The sequence below is a fragment of the Micromonospora sp. NBRC 101691 genome (assembly GCF_030269285.1).
Classification (GTDB): Bacteria; Actinomycetota; Actinomycetes; order Mycobacteriales; family Micromonosporaceae; genus Micromonospora; species Micromonospora echinospora.
In genome coordinates, this window is sequence record NZ_BSTB01000014.1 from 1 (window position 1) to 15,756 (window position 15,756).

15 protein-coding genes and 1 pseudogene are annotated in these 15,756 nt (G+C 69.1%); 11 read left to right on the forward strand and 5 right to left on the reverse strand.

Annotated elements, in window-relative coordinates:
- Nucleotides 1–828: 828 nt before the first annotated feature.
- The 6 genes and pseudogenes from QSK20_RS20675 to QSK20_RS20705 all read left to right on the forward strand — a co-directional run bounded on the left by QSK20_RS20675 (nucleotide 829) and on the right by QSK20_RS20705 (nucleotide 6,999).
- Nucleotides 829–1,233: a hypothetical protein gene (locus QSK20_RS20675; RefSeq protein ID WP_285790247.1), complete on the forward strand. Its 405-nt coding sequence runs from the start codon at nucleotides 829–831 to the stop codon at nucleotides 1,231–1,233.
- 228 nt (nucleotides 1,234–1,461) lie between these two features.
- Entirely contained in the window at nucleotides 1,462–1,656 is a 195-nt protein-coding gene (gene amcA, locus QSK20_RS20685) for a multiple cyclophane-containing RiPP AmcA (RefSeq protein ID WP_502888973.1), read from the forward strand.
- Nucleotides 1,657–1,736: 80 nt separating this feature from the next.
- A complete protein-coding gene (locus tag QSK20_RS20690; protein WP_285790248.1) occupies nucleotides 1,737–2,399 on the forward strand; it encodes a pentapeptide repeat-containing protein in 663 nt (220 codons plus the stop codon).
- A 1,514-nt stretch (nucleotides 2,400–3,913) separates the two neighbouring features.
- Nucleotides 3,914–5,320 (forward strand): NAD(P)/FAD-dependent oxidoreductase, encoded by a 1,407-nt coding sequence (locus tag QSK20_RS20695; RefSeq protein ID WP_285790249.1) that lies wholly within the window; start codon nucleotides 3,914–3,916, stop codon nucleotides 5,318–5,320.
- 264 nt (nucleotides 5,321–5,584) lie between these two features.
- A pseudogene (locus QSK20_RS20700) lies at nucleotides 5,585–5,958 on the forward strand (pentapeptide repeat-containing protein); the annotation flags it as partial.
- 78 nt (nucleotides 5,959–6,036) lie between these two features.
- Nucleotides 6,037–6,999 carry an NmrA family NAD(P)-binding protein gene (locus QSK20_RS20705; RefSeq protein ID WP_285790250.1) on the forward strand — a complete coding sequence of 321 codons (963 nt, stop codon included), beginning with the start codon at nucleotides 6,037–6,039 and terminating at the stop codon, nucleotides 6,997–6,999.
- A 124-nt stretch (nucleotides 7,000–7,123) separates the two neighbouring features.
- On the opposite strand, the gene QSK20_RS20710 is transcribed toward QSK20_RS20705, so the two are convergent.
- Both QSK20_RS20710 and QSK20_RS20715 read right to left on the reverse strand, forming a co-directional pair.
- On the reverse strand, nucleotides 7,124–7,729 hold the full coding sequence (locus QSK20_RS20710; protein ID WP_285790251.1) for a YdeI/OmpD-associated family protein: 606 nt from the start codon (nucleotides 7,727–7,729) through the stop codon (nucleotides 7,124–7,126).
- Between the two features lie 37 nt (nucleotides 7,730–7,766).
- Nucleotides 7,767–8,747, reverse strand: coding sequence for an AraC-like ligand-binding domain-containing protein (locus QSK20_RS20715; RefSeq protein ID WP_285790252.1), 981 nt, complete (start codon nucleotides 8,745–8,747; stop codon nucleotides 7,767–7,769).
- Between the two features lie 226 nt (nucleotides 8,748–8,973).
- Here QSK20_RS20715 and QSK20_RS20720 point away from each other — a divergent pair, with 226 nt between their 5' ends.
- From QSK20_RS20720 to QSK20_RS20740, 5 genes are all read left to right on the forward strand, one after another.
- A complete protein-coding gene (locus QSK20_RS20720; RefSeq protein WP_088980350.1) occupies nucleotides 8,974–9,354 on the forward strand; it encodes a YciI family protein in 381 nt (126 codons plus the stop codon).
- A complete protein-coding gene (locus QSK20_RS20725) occupies nucleotides 9,351–9,746 on the forward strand; it encodes a YciI family protein (protein ID WP_285790253.1) in 396 nt (131 codons plus the stop codon). Before QSK20_RS20720 ends, QSK20_RS20725 begins: the two co-directional genes overlap by 4 nt.
- Nucleotides 9,743–10,987: an RNA polymerase sigma factor gene (locus tag QSK20_RS20730; protein WP_285790254.1), complete on the forward strand. Its 1,245-nt coding sequence runs from the start codon at nucleotides 9,743–9,745 to the stop codon at nucleotides 10,985–10,987. Before QSK20_RS20725 ends, QSK20_RS20730 begins: the two co-directional genes overlap by 4 nt.
- A gap of 154 nt (nucleotides 10,988–11,141) precedes the next feature.
- A complete protein-coding gene (locus tag QSK20_RS20735) occupies nucleotides 11,142–12,032 on the forward strand; it encodes a bile acid:sodium symporter family protein (RefSeq protein ID WP_285790255.1) in 891 nt (296 codons plus the stop codon).
- Between the two features lie 41 nt (nucleotides 12,033–12,073).
- Nucleotides 12,074–12,244 carry a hypothetical protein gene (locus QSK20_RS20740; RefSeq protein ID WP_285790256.1) on the forward strand — a complete coding sequence of 57 codons (171 nt, stop codon included), beginning with the start codon at nucleotides 12,074–12,076 and terminating at the stop codon, nucleotides 12,242–12,244.
- A 164-nt stretch (nucleotides 12,245–12,408) separates the two neighbouring features.
- Here QSK20_RS20740 and QSK20_RS20745 read toward each other — a convergent pair whose 3' ends face one another.
- The 3 genes from QSK20_RS20745 to QSK20_RS20755 form a co-directional block, all read right to left on the reverse strand.
- Entirely contained in the window at nucleotides 12,409–12,843 is a 435-nt protein-coding gene (locus QSK20_RS20745) for a VOC family protein (RefSeq protein ID WP_285790257.1), read from the reverse strand.
- Between the two features lie 86 nt (nucleotides 12,844–12,929).
- Complete coding sequence (locus QSK20_RS20750; protein WP_285790258.1) at nucleotides 12,930–14,126, reverse strand: ARPP-2 domain-containing protein; 1,197 nt, start codon at nucleotides 14,124–14,126, stop codon at nucleotides 12,930–12,932.
- The gene (locus tag QSK20_RS20755; RefSeq protein WP_285790259.1) at nucleotides 14,126–15,562 is read right to left on the reverse strand and encodes a hypothetical protein; all 1,437 of its coding nucleotides are present in this window, start codon (nucleotides 15,560–15,562) and stop codon (nucleotides 14,126–14,128) included. Before QSK20_RS20755 ends, QSK20_RS20750 begins: the two co-directional genes overlap by 1 nt.
- Nucleotides 15,563–15,756: the final 194 nt, after the last annotated feature.

The following is a 15,756-nucleotide window of genomic DNA, read 5'->3' on the forward strand; positions in this document are numbered from 1 at the left end:
ATACCCTCCGACCGCCGCAGCCGCCGGATCTCCGCCCAGTCCTCCACGCTCAGCACCTCCCGATGCTTCAGGAGGTGGTCCCGATTCAGCCGGAACCACGTGGTCAGTTTTCAGGCGGAACCGACAGTTGCTGTGGGTGTTCGGCTTTGCCACGGCCATTCGCCCAGTCCAGCCCCGCCAGCGCATCCGGGCGCCGAACTAATCACTGCAAACGCTCGCCCGCCAGCGCTTGAGAGCCGATGCCACGCGGGTGCTCCGTGGGTGCTCCGGCGCGATGGACGGGCCGGCGCTCAGCGGACTGGGTGGGACGTTGTCCAGCTGAAGCTGGGGACTGCCCGCGAACAGATGGACTCATGCGGCCGGACTGGACCCAATGCTTGATCGCTATCTATCTCTTAATCCGCGGGTTCGGGGTTCGAGTCCCTGGCGGCGCACCAGCAAAAAAGGCTCTGACCTGGGGTTTCACCCTGGGTCGGAGCCTTTTTCGTTTCCCCGTCGGTGGCCCGGTGCTCGGTAGGTGCTCGGGAGCGGTCGGACCGTTGCGGCTTCCCGTGGACGGGTGGCGTTGCCGTGGACGCTGGCGGTTGTCCAGGGTCTCCTGGTGCGGCTCGTTTGTGGTGGTGGTGACCGTGCCTCGTCTTCTCGCGTACGCCTGATCTCGCTGTGGTCTGGTCACCGTGGGGGCCCATCGTGAGGGTTCCCGATGCTGCGGCGTGCCTCGATTCTGTGGTGGATATTCATCGGCTTCGGCCTGCCTGTTGACTTGCTGTCACGCGGCGAATGCGCCGAGCTGCTGGTCCGTGTAAGGGTCGTCCGGACGGGGTGGTCGTGGGCGTGCAGGTGGATCCCGAGTGGTGGAGTTCGGGAGTCTGGAACGGTCGGCCGATCAGTGAGTTCCTGCGGCAGCGGGACGTAGCCGCTCTATTCCGGTTTCTCCATGCTCGCGGTGTCTCCTATGGCAGGATCGCGGCTCTCGTCGGCGTCTCGCCCAACCGTGCAGCGGAGATCGCCAAGGGGGTCCGGCAGGTCACGGCCTACGAGGTACTGGAACGGATCGCGGTCGGCCTGAGCATTTCGCGTCCGGCCATGGGGCTCGGTCGGGACGAGGACGCAAGCGCGGTGCGGGACGGCAGCAGTGCTTTCGGTTCGGGCGGCAGGGCGGACCGGCCGCTGGCCGGTGATGGCACCAGTATGGAAGTGAGTGGTCTTGCTCGGCTCCGACTGGCGATGTAGGAGATGTCAGGTTCGGTCTGCGTCTCGGCCACGCGACCGACCCTACGGGCTCGCCCGTGGCGCATAGCCCGTTACCGAAGGAAGACCGGCCGCGCCCGGTCCGCCGGCGGCCCGCCCCTGCCGGCAACCGCTACTTCGAGCACCGCACCTTCACCACCCGCGAGACCGCCTACTGCCGCACTACCCGGCAGGCCCTCGTCCGCGCCACCGCGGACCACCTCACCCCGACTGGCGGAGCAGCATGACCACGCCCTCGCCGCACTGATCAACGCCGCGCCGCAACGCCTCGACCGTCTCGGTGTCAAGCCGTCCCGGGCGGTAGCGTCGGTCGACGCCGCGACGTTCGACAACCGGCCTACCTGGGACAACCGAGGCAGCTTCGACAGCCGCCCGGGCTGGGGCAACTGGAACAAGAAGAAGTGACCCGCTGACAGCGGATCCGACACCCGGCGCGTGGGGCGGCCCGCCCGCCCCACGTCGCCTAAGAAGCAGGTAGAGGACACATGCGAACCACCACAGTCGGCGACCTGCGGATCCTGGTCCCGGATCTCGACCCCGACGGCCTCGACAGCACCAGCGAACTGACCGACGATCTCAGCGACGCCGTCGTGGAGGATGCCTCCTGGCGTGGGGCTGAGCTCGAGGGTGTCAGGATCCGCAGCAGCCGGATCACCGGAGCGGACCTCAGCGAGAGCACCTGGGAGGCGGGAACCCTCTTCGGCTGTGAGGTCACCCGCACCGACTTCTCCGGCGCGGCCCTGTCCGGCGTCACCATCGAGCGTTGCGCTGTCACCGGCTCGCGGTTCACGGGCACCAGACTCACCGACATCCGGTTCAAGGATGTCCTGTTTGAGGGATGTCGTTTCGACTACGCCACCCTCACCCGGATCACCGCCGCCGGAGCCGTGGCCTTCGTCGACTGCATCCTCACCGACGCCACGTGGTCCTCCTGTCGACTCCCCAACATAGTTCTCAGGTCCTGCCAACTCGCCCGTCTCGAACTCGTCTCCTGCCAACTCCAGGGCGCAGACCTTCGGGAGAACTCGCTGCACGACCTGAAGACCAGCCTCGGCAACCTGCACGGGATCACCCTCGACGAGGACCAGCTACCCGACATCACCCATCTGGCCGTCACCGAGCTCAACCTCACGGTGCAGCGACGATGACTCCTGGGACGCAGCAAGCCGTCTCGGTTGCACCGGGACCCGGCCGGTTCAGCAAGGTCGGCTACTTCACCTGCCACCACCCGGTGCTCCGCACAAGCCGCCGCTGTTGGCCGGACCCAGCCGAAACGCCCAGTACCTACTGATGAGAAACACCGTGCGCTACATCGAGGCCGAGAAGAAGTACAACCTGCCCGACGCCGAGGCCCTCAAGGCCAAGATCGCCGAACTCGGCGCGAAACCCGCTGAGCCCACCCGGGCGACCGCCGTCACGGCCGCCCGTCTGGCGGCCCCAAATCCCAGCTCATGGACAGTAAGGGTAGTCCGAATGGCAATACGGCCTCGCGGTCGGCAGCGACGGGAGGCAAAGAATATGCCGAACCGCCTTCCGGCTCTCGGCGAACGCCGGCGGCCGCCGTGCCAGCACTCGCGCCATGACATGGTCGGCCCGGGTGGGATCGCGTCCTGCCCGGCGGGCGCATCCAGGTCAAACGCGGAAAGCGTGCAGCCCTGTTCATGGTGTCGACCTTGATCAATGGCGCCGACTCTCGGGTAGTCCGTGAAGCGAAGCGCTGATCGGTGCCATCTTCATGTACGATCTCCATCGTCGCCGTACGAGGATGGGGATCGCCTGTGCTGCTTCGTTCGTCATCGAGTTCGCCGCATCGGGCGCGCAAGCAGTCAGTATGGGCTTGCCGCCGGGACCGACGGTCCGCGCCTGTGTCTCCGCAATCATCGGCACGAGCGACAGGTCCGGGGGCGCCGGTGTGATGCTGCTTGATGCTCGGCAGCGGCTCGTGCGATTGGGTGGGTTGGCATCGCGCACCGCCGGTCATCCGAAGCCGATACACGCAGCGTGAATTTGTGCCGATCAATCGTCATCGCGCTGATGGTCATCGACCATCTAATTGCGCCGCATCGCCCGGCCGGTCAGGAGTGCGATCGTGGACGTGCTCTTCTCCCCGATCTCGGCGGATAGGCACCGCCGTTACCCATGGACACCAGACCGGGTCCTGGTGAGAGTGGGGATGCGGAGAACGAGTGTGGCGCTACCGTGGTCGGGGGTGTTCCGGGATTCCGTAGCAATGTCCACGCTGCTCAACAGGCCGCGGAATCACGTGTTGCTGCTGGAAAGGGGGAGTTGCCTCGGTATCAGATCAGCGGATTGCTGCTGCGAGTTACCGTGCACGGACGTGATCTCCTCGAGTTCCCCTGGCCGACCTCGTTACGTTCCGGGTCGAACGGGTGAGGTTCGACAGGATCCGTCTCCGCGTCAGTGCACGCCTCGATGGCGCGCATGCCCCAGTCGGTTGGAGCAGACAGCGCCCCGCCGGCCGGCACTACGTCCCTGATTCCGGCTGCGACCCTGGTCGCAGCCGTGGAAGCGCTCCGCCGATGTCCAGGCGAGCCAGCTGCTACGGCTGGCCGAGCCGCAGTTCGACTTCAGGAAAGACGCCGTCACATCGTTGGCGAACCCATCCCCTTGGCTACGGCCAGAACGGCAAGGTGGCAGAGACATGAAGGTTCTCGTAATCGGCGGTGGTCCAGCCGGGAGCACTGCGGCAACGGCAATGGCCCAGGCCGGGCTCGACGTGCGGCTCATCGAGAGCACCCATTTTCCGCGATACCACGTGGGTGAGTCGCTTACGCCGTCGTGCCGGGTGGTGCTGGACGTGATCGGCGTGTCTAAAATTCTCGATGACTACGGTTTTGTGAAAAAGAATGGAGGCGTCATCCACTGGGATGATGACCAGTGGGCGTTTGACTGGTACCAGCAGTCCGGAATGCAATCATGGCAGGTGGATCGGAGCGAGTTCGACACGCTGCTGCTGGAGCATGCCCGCCAGAACGGGGTTACTGTCACCACCGGCGTCACCGGTCGGTCGGTTCAGTTTGCCGACGGCCGGCCAGTGGCCGTGGAGTGCTCCCCGGACGACGGTGAATCCTTTACTATCGACGATTTCGACTTTCTGATTGACGCCACCGGGCGTAACGGGCTGCTCAGCACCCGACACTTCGGCAACCGTGAGCCGCTGGATAACCTACGGAATGTCGGCATCTGGGGCTACTGGACCGGCGCCAGGCTGCTCCCCGAAACGCCGACCGGAGGAATTAATATTATTTCTTCGCCAGAGGGTTGGTACTGGGTGATCCCGATGGCCGGCGGGCGGATGAGTATCGGTTACGTTACCACTAAGGACGCCTTCGCACGTGATCGCCACGAGCACCCGTCGTCGGATGGACTGTACCTGCACCTCATTGCAGCCTCGCCGACCATAGCGGGCCTGACCGCCGGGGCGGAGTTTCTTGGTAAGACGAGAGTCGAAACCGATTACTCGTATATCGCAGATCAGTTCTGCGGACCAGGTTACGCGATTGTGGGCGACGCGGCATGTTTCCTGGATCCGCTCTTGTCCACCGGCGTGCATCTCGCGCTCTACAGCGCGTTGACCGCGGCCGCGTGTGTCGCTTCGATGGACCGTGGCGAGGTCAGCGAAACGGAGGCCCTGAGGTTTTTTGAATTTGCCTACCGTCGTGCGTACATGCGCCTCTTCGCGCTCGTCAGCATCATGTACGAGCGCTATCTCGGGAAGGACGGCTTCTTCCTCACGTCAAACCGGTTGATTGGAGACGAGCAGTCCACGCAGGCGGACGAGGGTGTTTCCTCCCAGTCCTTCGCCGAGATCATCGGTGGTCTGTCTGACCTACGTGAGGCAGCCAACTCGTCCACCCGTGTCATCACTGATCAACTGCGGGCGGAGGCGGTGAGAGCGCAGATGCGGTCAGTGCGCGCACCGGACTCCGCAGGGCCCGACTTCACCGCAGTTCGTGGCAACCCTCTCTCCGATGCGGAGTCGGCTGACTACCGCCTCGTCACCAGCCCGCAACTCGGCCTCGAGCGGGTCCGTGAGGCGCGCCCCTGATCCCGGTCAAGGTTGCTACTCGCTTCTGATCCCGATGATCTGCGCCTGACGCGGGCTCTCCGGGCACGACAGGTCTGCGCCTGGCGTGCATCCTGTCGCCCGAGGTCCGTGACGTGCTGACTGCGGAAAACAGTTTCGCGGTCGCGTAGATGATCGTGGTTGCCCTGGCCGTACGGCCAGGGCAACCTGAGGTCCCTCCGGGCTGTGGACACCGGGTCATGCCGCCTCTTCGAACCCAGGTGGGGTTGTGAGGGGGTCTGCTGCGCCGGTTCCCGGTTCACCGGCGCCAGACTCGCCGACATCCGCGTCAAGGATGTCCTGTTCGAGGGATGCCGCTTCGCTACGCCACCCTCACCCGGATCACCGCCGCCGGAGCCGTGGCCTTCGTCGACTGCATCCTCACCGACGCCACCTGGTCGGCCTGCCGACTCCCCGACACCGTCCTCCGGTCCTGCCAGCTCGCCCGCTTCGAACTCGACTCCTGCCACCTCCACGGCGCCGGCCTGCGGGGCAGTTCGCTGCACGACCCGAAGGCCAGCCTCGGCAACCTGCACGGGATCACCCTCGACGAGGACCAGCTACCCGACATCACCCACCTGGCCGTCACCGAGCTCAACCTCACGGTGCGGCGACGATGACCCCAGGGACGCAGCAAGCTGCGCCACCCCCGCTTTGATGGACTCGCCAGTGACTCGAGGGCGTACCGATCTCCAGTCATGGGTCGGCACGACACCGGACCACCGCTCCGGCCGTTCGGTGCTTTACCTGAACCTTGGTTGATGTACGAGAGTCGGGTCGGCATACGGCGAGACGAGGGGATTCCGATGACGCAGCCCAGGATCCTGGTGACCGGTGCGACGGGAAATGTCGGCGGCGCGGTGGTGACCCGACTGCACGCGGCGGGCGTCCCCGTTCGGGCGCTGGTAAGAGGGGAGGCGGACTTCCCGGAGGGGGTGCAGGCGGTACGCGGCGATCTCGGTGATCCCGCGTCGCTGGAACCGGCTCTGGAAGGCGTCCATTCGGTCTTCCTGGTGTGGCCGTTCCTGAGCGCCGAGGGTGCGTCGGACGTGCTCGACGTGATCGGGAAGCGCGCCCACCGGGTGGTCTACCTGTCATCTGCCGGGGTCCGCGACGAGGAGGACCCGGGCGAGGCGATCACCATGTTCCACACGGAGTTGGAGCGGCTGGTCGGGGCGTCGGGCCTGGAGTGGACGGCGTTGCGGCCCACCGGGTTCGCGAGCAACACGCTGGGCTGGGCGGAAGAGATCCGCAGGACCGGTACGGTACGGGCGCCACTGGCAAGGCTGGCCCGCCCGCTGATCCACGAGGCGGACATGGCTGCGGTCGCCGTCTCGGCGCTGACAAGCGACGCTCTGCTCGGCGCCCGCCCCCTGATCACCGGCCCTGAACTGATCAGCCAGGAACGGCAGGTGGCGCTGATCAGCGAGGCGATCGGGCGGCCGGTGCGGTTCGAGGAGGTTTCACTGGACGAGGCCATCGAGCAGATGAAGGCCGCAGGCTACCCGGCAGAGCTGGTGGAGGCCGTGATGCCGGCCCAGGCGGCGATGCTCGACAATCCGGAGCCGGTCAACGATGAGGTGGAGCGCATCACGGGCACCCCGGCGCGAACCTTCCGGGAGTGGGCGATCGACCACGCGGCGGACTTCCGCGGCCTGTGACATCTCGCAGTGCCGTTGTCAGCGGGGCTCACCGTCCGCGAACTGCCGGACGGGCGGCGGAAAGAACCCGCCGCCCGTCTGGAACTGCGGGCACGCTGCCGCCGCATCACGCGGAGATGTCCGGTTACGGCGAGGTCGAGGGCTTGGCCTTCTGCGGGTAGATCGTCTCGTGGCGGGCGAGCATGGCGACGAACTCGACGATCTTCCGCTCGCGGGTCTGTGCCCGTTTGACGGCGTTGAGGCGGTGGATGAGGGCGAACCGGTTGGTCTTGGTGAGGACGTCGAACATGGCCTGGGCGGCGGGGTCGGCGGCGATGGCGGCGAGGAGGTCGGCCGGCACCTCGGCCTCCGAGGGTGGGGCGTACGCGGCCGCCCACCGTCCGTCCGCCTTGGCGGCCTCCACCGCGGCGCGGCCGGAGGGCTGCATCCGTCCCTGGGCTTCCAGCCGGGCCACGTGGGTGACGTTGCGTTGCGACCAGGAGCTGCGAGGTCGGCGTGGAGTGAACCGGATCCAGGAGGTTTCCTGGTCCCGTTTCCGGGCCTGCCCGTCGATCCAGCCGAAGCACAGCGCCTCGTCGACCGCCTGCTGCCAGGTCAGCGTCGTGACGGTGCCGCCCTTCCTGGTCAGGGCGAGCCAGATGCCGGGCGACGTGGCGTGGTTCGCCGACAACCACGCGCGCAGCGCGTCGGCGTCCGCGACGATCAACTCATCCAGTTCGGCGTTCGCCATGCCGGCAGGTTAGCGCTGCGGCTGGGCGCGCAGGTGTTCAGTCTCCGTGCACGGTCGGGAACTGCTGGCGGAACTCGGTCGGCGACTGGCCGTAACGGGCGCGGAACGCCTGGCTGAAGTGTGCGGCGCTGGTGAATCCCCACCGGGCGGCGATCGCGTTGACGGTGCGGCCGGCGAGCCGGGGTTCGGCGAGGTCGCGTCGGCACCGGTCGAGGCGCTGTTCGCGGATCCAGCCGGCGACGGTGTGCTCCTCCTGCTCGAACAGCTTGTGGAGGTAGCGCACGGAGATGTGGTGCGCTGCGGCGATCGCGTTCGGGGTCAGGTCCGGGTCACCGAGATGGTCGCGGATGAAGGCGTGGATGCGGGCGGTCAGCGCCCGCTGGCGCGTGTCCGCGGGAACGACCTTCCGGGTGTCCAGCGCGTCGGCCAATGCCGTGATCAGCACGTCGAGCGTCAGGGTGGCCAGGCGCGTGTTCTCGGCCGGGGTCAGGCTGTCCATCTGGTCGGCGAGCTGTAGCAGGAAACGCGACGACAACGCGCCGATGCCGCGGGCACCGGGAATGCGGACGGCACTCAGTTCACGCAGTTCCCGGGGAGGGAACGGCAGCAGGGCCCGGGGGAAACGCAGGAGCAGCATCCGGCTCGTCGAGTCGTCCGGCCGGAGTTCGGCCACGTACGGACGTGAGGTGTCGTAGAGCACGAGATCCCCGGCGCCGAACTCCGCGCGTCTGCCGTCCTGCGTCAGCGTGCCACTGCCACGGACCATGCAGCTCATTTTGAACACTTCCGGGTCGGCCTGCCGGATCAGCCGGGGCGTGCGGCGCACCGAGTGCGCCATCGTCGTCATCAGGGTCGCCTGCACCGGGCCGAACTCGCTGATGGCGACCCGCGCCTCGAATCCGGGTCCCGTCTGCTCTTCCCTGGCCAGGTCGTACGGTACCCAGAGCTTCGCGCTGACCTCGCGCCAGAAGGCGAACCGGTCGCCCGGCGAGACGTCGGCAGTGCTGACAACGTCCATCGACCAACCATAGTGACCGACCCGGGTGAGCCCATCCGATTATCCCGTCCAGCGGCCACCCCGCCGGTGTCACCGTCACCGCTGGGCGCGGGTTCTCGATGGAGTTTCCGGGATGGTGTCGTATCAGGGGGTAGCCGTTCGTGGAACGAGTGCGGCGGCCGTTCGGGCCGCCGGACACGAGGAGCCGAAAAGGCCCTCGTCCCGGAAAGACCAGGAGGAGACGCCCATGACGGAGTACCTGATCGCCTTCAACGACGAGTGGGTGCGGCCCCACACGGCGGAGGAGATCCGCGCGAAGGGCGTGGCCGGCCGGGCCGTGATCGAGGAGATGCGGGCCGCCGATGTCCTGATCTTCAGCAACGGCGGGCTCGACCGGTCCACCGCCGTGTGCAGTGTCGAGTTGGTCGACGGCCGGCCGGTCTTCACCGACGGCCCGTACGTCGAGACCAAGGAGCACCTCGGCGGTTTCGCCGTGGTGGACGTGCCCGACGACGAGACGGCGCGGTACTGGGCCGGTAGGCTCGCGACGGCGCTCGACTGGCCGCAGGAGGTGCACCGGTTCCGAGGTCCCGGTGAGGCCCGGCGTGACGGCTCCGGAGAAAGGTGAGCGTGGTGCCCAGGTACCTGCTGTCCGTGTACGGACCGGCCGAGCCCACCGAGTTCGGCGCCTACCCTTCCCGGGAGGCCATGCTCCAGTCGTTCGCCGACACCGGCGCCTTCAACGAGCGGCTTCGCCGGGACGGTCACCTCGTCTTCGCCGACGGCCTGGAGCCCGCGACGACCGCGACCACCGTCGACGGGCAGGGCGGGAGGCCGACCTTCACCGACGGGCCCTACCTGGAGACGAAGGAGCATCTCGGCGGCTTCTGGGTCATCGAGGCGGCCGACCTCGACGTGGCGCTGGCGCTTGCCGCCGAGGGGTCGAAAGCGTGCCGCGGCAGGGTCGAGGTGCGGCCGTTCCGGACCGACGAATCCGTCCGGGCGCTGCTGGAGCCGTGACCGGTCCCACCGTCGAGCAGGCGATCACCCGTGCCTACCACGAGGAGTGGGCGCGGGTGGTCGCCGGCCTCGCACGCCGTTTCGGCGACCTCGACGTCGCCGAGGAAGCGACGGCCGAGGCGTTCGTGGCGGCTGCGGAGCGGTGGCCGCGCGACGGCGTACCGCCCCATCCCGGCGGTTGGCTCGCCACCACCGCGACCCGAAAGGCCATCGACCGGCTCCGTCGCGAATCGCAGCGCGACGCCAAGCACCGGGCGGCCCGGATCGTGTACGACGACACCCCTCCCGAGCCGACCGGCCCGGTCGAGGACGACCGGCTCCGACTGGTCTTCACCTGCTGCCATCCGGCGCTCGCGATGGAGGCCCGGGTGGCGCTCACCCTGCGTCTGCTCGGCGGTCTCACCGTCCCCGAGATCGCCCGCGCCTTTCTGGTGCAGGAGAGCACGATGGCCCGACGGATCACCCGCGCCAAGGCGAAGATCAGGGCGGCGCACATCCCCTACCGGGTGCCCTCGGCCGACGACGTCCGCGAGCGGCTCGCCGGCGTGCTCGCGGTCGTCTACCTCGTCTTCAACGAGGGCTATCTCGCCAGCGAGGGCGACGACCCGGTTCGCGTCGACCTCACCGACGAGGCGATCCGCCTCGGCCGCCTGCTCCGGACCCTCCTCCCGGACGACGGCGAGGTGGCCGGCCTGCTCGCCCTGATGCTCCTCACCGACGCCCGGCGGCCGGCCCGCGTGTCCCGTACCGGGGAACTGGTGACCCTCGACGAGCAGGACCGCAGCAAGTGGGACCGCACCCTCGTCGCCGAGGGCGCCGCCCTGGTCCGGGAGCGGTTCGAGGCGGTGGCGGCCGGCGGTGACCCACCCGGGCGCTACCAGTTACAGGCGGCCGTCAACGCGGTCCACACGGACGCCCCGACCGTCCGGGACACTGACTGGTCCACCATCGTCGCCCTCTACGGCCGCCTGGCGCTGCTCGACCCCTCACCGATCGTGTGGCTCAACCGGGCGGTCGCGGTCGCCGAGGTCGACGGCCCCGGGGCCGGGCTCGCCGAGATCGACCGGCTCGCCGGGGTCCTCGACGGCTACCACGCCTTCCACGCCGCGCGTGCCGACCTGCTGCGGCGGCTGGGGCGCGGCGACGAGTCGCGGGCGGCGTACGACCGGGCCATCGGTCTCGCCGGCAACCCTGCCGAGCGGGCCTACCTGACCCGCCGCCGCCACCAGCTCGACGGCTGACCGACTCGACGGCTGACCGACGGGTGGGGCCGGCCCGGCTCGGAGGTCGTGCACCCCGGGGCGCCGCCCGGGTGCGGTGCGCCGATCGGAGCGGGATCGAGAACCAGCGATACGGCCGATGGTGATCGGCCGCGCCGACCAGCAGAATCCGCGAATGGACTCCTGGTTGACGACGGTCGGATTGCCGGTCGCGCTCGGCATCGTCATGCTCGGCCTCGGGTTGGGGCTCACCACCGGGGACTTCCGGCGGGTGGCGGCGTATCCGAGGCTGGTGCTCATCGCCCTCGGCTGCCAGGTGCTGCTGCTGCCGGCGCTCTGCTTCGGTCTGGTCCTGCTCTTCGGGCTCCGGCCCGAGCTGGCCGTCGGCATGATGCTGCTCGCCGCCTCGCCCGGTGGGACCACCGCCAACCTGTACAGCCACCTCTTCGGCGGCCACGTCGCCGTCAACGTCACGCTCACTGCGGTCAACTCGGTGCTCGCCGTGGTCACCCTGCCGGTGGTGGTGAACCTGTCGGCGGACCACTTCCTCGGTGACGCGGCATCGATCGGGCTCCAGTTCGACAAGGTGCTCCAGGTCTTCGCGATCGTGCTGGTGCCGGTCGCTGTCGGGATGGCCCTACGGTCGCGGTTCCCCGGGTTCGCCGACCGGCTCGGTCGGCCGGTGAAGATCCTCTCGGTGGTCGTGCTGGTCGCGGTGATCCTCGGGGCGGTGCTCAAGGAACGGGCGAACCTCGCCGACTACTTCCTCGCGGTCGGCGCGGTGGTGCTGGCCTTCAACGTGATCAGCCTGCTGATCGGGTACGGCGTGCCGCGGCTGGCCGGCGTCGGCCGGCGCGAGTCGATCGCCGCCGGCATGGAGGTCGGCATTCACAACAGCACGCTGGCCATCACCATCGCGATCAGCCCGGCGCTGCTGGACAGTACCGAGATCGCGATCCCGGCCGCCGTCTACGGCATCGTCATGTTCTTCACCGCCGCCGTCTTCGGCTACCTGGTCAACCGCCGTCGTGCCCCGGTCGAGGCCGGTCGGGGCCGGGCGGCGTGAGCCGGACACCGGCGGGGGAGACCGTCAAGGAGAAGTGATCGTTGTACGAGAAGGTCAGGCACATCAAGGCGGCGTTGACCCAGCTGACCGGCAATCCCGATTCGACCGGGTTGGTGCGCGACAGGAATGTGATCACCGGTGGTTCGACGCCCAGGGAACTGCCCGACTACAAGCCGGTGGAAAAGGCCAGCGGGCGCCGCCTCTCCCAGTAGCGTCGGCATCCACTCCGCTGATCGTCATCACGCGGCATCTGTCGAGTCGAACGGGCACCCGTCGCCGGCCGCCGATTGCAGCAATTACCAGGCGTCCGGCGACGCCGTCGGCGATGCCGACTCGGGGCACGCTCCGGTAGCCCGTCGAAGCCGCTCGCGGCCACTCAGTCGAGGCAGAACTCGTTGCCCTCGACGTCCTGCATCACGAGGCACGACTCGTTGAAGCCGTCGGCACGCAGCAGTCGCACGCGTACCGCGCCGATCGCGACCAGCCGGGCGCATTCGGCCTCCAGGGCGGCCACGCGCTCCTCACCCACCAGCCCGGTGCCGACCCGCACGTCGAGGTGCACCCGGTTCTTGACGACCTTGCCCTCTCCGACGCGCTGGAAGAACAGGCGCGGGCCCACCCCGGCGGGGTCGACGCAGGCGAACGAGGCGCCCTGACGCTCGGCGGGCAGCGCCCGATCGAACTCCTCCCAACTGGCGAACCCCCTCGGGGGCGGCGGTACGACGTACCCCAGCACCTCGCACCAGAAGCTGGCGACGCGCTCCGGGTCCGCACAGTCGAAGGTGACCTGGAACTCTCTGACCGATGCCATCCGCCCACGATAGAGGCGCGCCCGTCCACGTCGCGCGGGGCGGCACGTCAGGTCCGCGCTGAGGGGGCGATCAGCCCTGCCCTCCGTTACCTGGACCGGATCTTCGCAGCCTGGTCGCGCAGCTTGCGGGCGTGGTTGCGGCAGGCGTCGATGATGTCCGGCCGGAGCAGGTGACCGAAGCCGGCGTTGGCCAGGCGGCGCACGATTCCCGGGCGGTCCGTGCCGAGGGCGGCGGCGGTGGCGTCGAGGTTCCAGTCGTGGGCGGCGAGCTTGGACAGCAGGTACCCACGGCGGGTCTGGGCCGCCGACAGCCGGAACGTCTTGAGGTACGCGAGCCGGCCGGCGGGGTCGGTGATCACCTCGCCGATGTGGTTCTCGGTGTCGGGGTCGAAGGCCGGCAGGAAGCGGGACAGCGTGAAGCGTCCCATCCGGTACACCGGCGTGACCGTGAGTCGTTCCGCCGCGAACAGTCCGCCGGCCATGACGGTGTGGAAGGCCGCCCAGTCGGCACGGGACCGGGCGAGTTGGGCGCGCAGGTCGGCGACGCTGGCGACGGCGGTGTCGTCGAGACGGGCGGTGAACGCGGGCACGGCCGGATACAGGTGGGTGTAGTGGAAGAGCAGCTCGCCGTAGAAGTCCTGCAACAGGGTCGGGTGCAGGGCGCGGTAGTCGTCGGGGTGGCTGACGACGAACGCCGCCGCGAGGGTGTCGGCGACGTAGAGCACCATGCCGCACTGGTCCGGGTGGATCTCGAAGATGCGTAGCGCGTCGTCGAGGCCGGGGATGGCGGTGCCGGCGTAGCTGGCCTCGACGCGCGGGGAGAGGCCCTGGGTGACGGCGTGCCGGGTCCACTCCTGCCAGGCGATGGGCGGGCCGCCGAACTGGAGGGCGAGGTAGCCCTCCATGGCCAGGTGCAGTGGCAGGAAACGGAGCCGCTGCCGACCGTCCCGCTGGGCCATGCGCTGCCGGACCGTCAGCCGGATGCCCACGGGGGCGGCGGACGCGGCGGGATCGTGGAGTTGGGTGCCGTAGGCGGCGGCGGGCGTCTCGTCGGTGGTCCAGCTCGCGACGAAGGCGTGCGGCACGTAGGAGACGTACGCGCTGCGCGGCCCGCTGTGGACGATCGACACCTCGTCGGGGTCGTGCAGGTGGGCGTGCAGGCGCAGATCCGTGACCGGTACGGACCGCAGCAGCGGCACCAGGCGTACCGCGCCCCACGTCTGGTCGGGGGCGAAGGTCAGCCCGGTCAGGTCGATCCCGTCCACGGTCGTGGCGGTGGTCATCAGGACCCCCCAGTGCCGGCGTCGTCGGTCAGGAACCGGTCGACCCGGTCGGCGAGGTGACGGCGCAGCTCGTCGAAGCCGGCGCCTCCGGTGGCGAAGCGGGCCAGCTCGACGAGGGCCGCGACGTCCTCGGCGTCACGCACGCCGACGCTGGCCACGCCGGGGGCGAGGCGCCGCACGTCGAAGGTGTCGGCGTCGTAGACCGGGTTGAGGTGCACGATGCTCGTGCGCTCGTCGGGGTCGAGGCGGGTACGCCACACCCGGAGCACCTCGGCGGCCTGTCCGGGCGGGGCGTTGTCCCAGCCGTCGGAGACGACGACGAGCCGGTCGGGTCGCTGTTCGAGACCGTCGAGGATGCGATCGCCGAGCCCGGTCGCTCCGACCGGGTGCACCATTAGCGGGTCGCCCCGATGGTGCAGCCACAGGCCCGTGTAGTCGGCGGCGAGCGCCTCCAGCAGGTAGTGGGTGGCGAGAGCGACGGCGAGGGGCCGGCGACGCTTCACTCCGGATCCGGAGGCGGAGTAGCTGTCGTCGAGGACCGCCACGACCCGGCCCCACGAGCCCGCCTGCCGACGGGCGGCGCGTCGGGCCGCTGCCCGCAGCGCCCCGGTCAACTCGTCGCGGCGGCGCTTCCGCTCCGGCCGGGACAGCGACAGCACGTAGACGGCGAGCCGGGTCAGGGGCGCGGTGGCGAGGTCCATGGCGACCGCGCCGACCCGGTGCCTCGTCGCGGTCGACTGGAGCCGCAGCCGTTCGCCGTCGGTGAGCTTCGGCGCGATGCCGGTCAGGAAGCGGGCCCGGTCGATGCCGTGCTGGGCGGCGAGCCCCTCGGCGACCGTGTACGGCAGTTCGTACAGCGCGCGCTGTTCGTAGTGGGCACGTCGCCACGACTCCAGGATCGGCGTCTCGTACCGCTTGGGGCGACGCCAGTCGAACAGCGCGGTGCCCACCTCGTCGGGCAGCGGCAGATGGGCGTGTCGGGCGGCGGCGGACAGCGAGCGGCGGTACTTGACCGCGTCGAACGCCAGGTCGGGTCGACCGGCCACCCAGTCGCGCACGATCGCCCTGGTCCGCCGGTTGTTGATCCCCAGCCGGCGGAGACCACGGAACACGGCGTACACCCGCTGGGGCGGCAGCAGCCGTAGCCGTGCCGCGATGAGCCGTCCCTCGACCGCCCGTTGCTCGGGGCTGGCGGTCGACGCGGTGCGCAGCAGGTTCGTCACGACCAGCGCGGCGTTGAGGTGGTTGATGTCCAGGGCTGCCGTCGCCGCGTAGAGGTCCCGGTAGTTGCCCAGCACGTACTCGTGCAGGAAAGCGAGCGACATCCGCTGCGTCTCCGCGCGGCCGTGGAACTCGCGCTGCGCCGTCGAGGCGATCGCCGCGTTGACGAACATGAGTACGTCCTCGCACGCGACCCGCTCGGACAGCGACTCCACAGCGACCCCGCTTCCTCGACGGGCGGCACGGATGCCGGCCGGGGAATGACGGCACGAACTGCGAAGTATCGCCTCAAATGCGGGTTCCGGAAGTCGCACCAGAGTCCCGCGGCCGGCCCGGCCACCATACAGTGATCATCACCACCGACGCCACGAAGATCCGCCGCACCGGCGGCAGCCACCCGCCGCACCGA

Coding starts and splice junctions, on each gene's coding strand:
- QSK20_RS20690 (WP_285790248.1), top strand. CDS start 1,737: ATGCGAACCACCACAGTCGGCGACCTGCGGATCCTGGTCCCGGATCTC.
- QSK20_RS20745 (WP_285790257.1), bottom strand. CDS start 12,843: ATGGCATCGGTCAGAGAGTTCCAGGTCACCTTCGACTGTGCGGACCCG.
- QSK20_RS20705 (WP_285790250.1), top strand. CDS start 6,037: ATGGGTCGGCACGACACCGGACCACCGCTCCGGCCGTTCGGTGCTTTA.
- QSK20_RS20720 (WP_088980350.1), top strand. CDS start 8,974: ATGACGGAGTACCTGATCGCCTTCAACGACGAGTGGGTGCGGCCCCAC.
- QSK20_RS20710 (WP_285790251.1), bottom strand. CDS start 7,729: ATGGCGAACGCCGAACTGGATGAGTTGATCGTCGCGGACGCCGACGCG.
- QSK20_RS20735 (WP_285790255.1), top strand. CDS start 11,142: ATGGACTCCTGGTTGACGACGGTCGGATTGCCGGTCGCGCTCGGCATC.
- QSK20_RS20695 (WP_285790249.1), top strand. CDS start 3,914: ATGAAGGTTCTCGTAATCGGCGGTGGTCCAGCCGGGAGCACTGCGGCA.
- QSK20_RS20750 (WP_285790258.1), bottom strand. CDS start 14,126: ATGACCACCGCCACGACCGTGGACGGGATCGACCTGACCGGGCTGACC.
- QSK20_RS20715 (WP_285790252.1), bottom strand. CDS start 8,747: ATGGACGTTGTCAGCACTGCCGACGTCTCGCCGGGCGACCGGTTCGCC.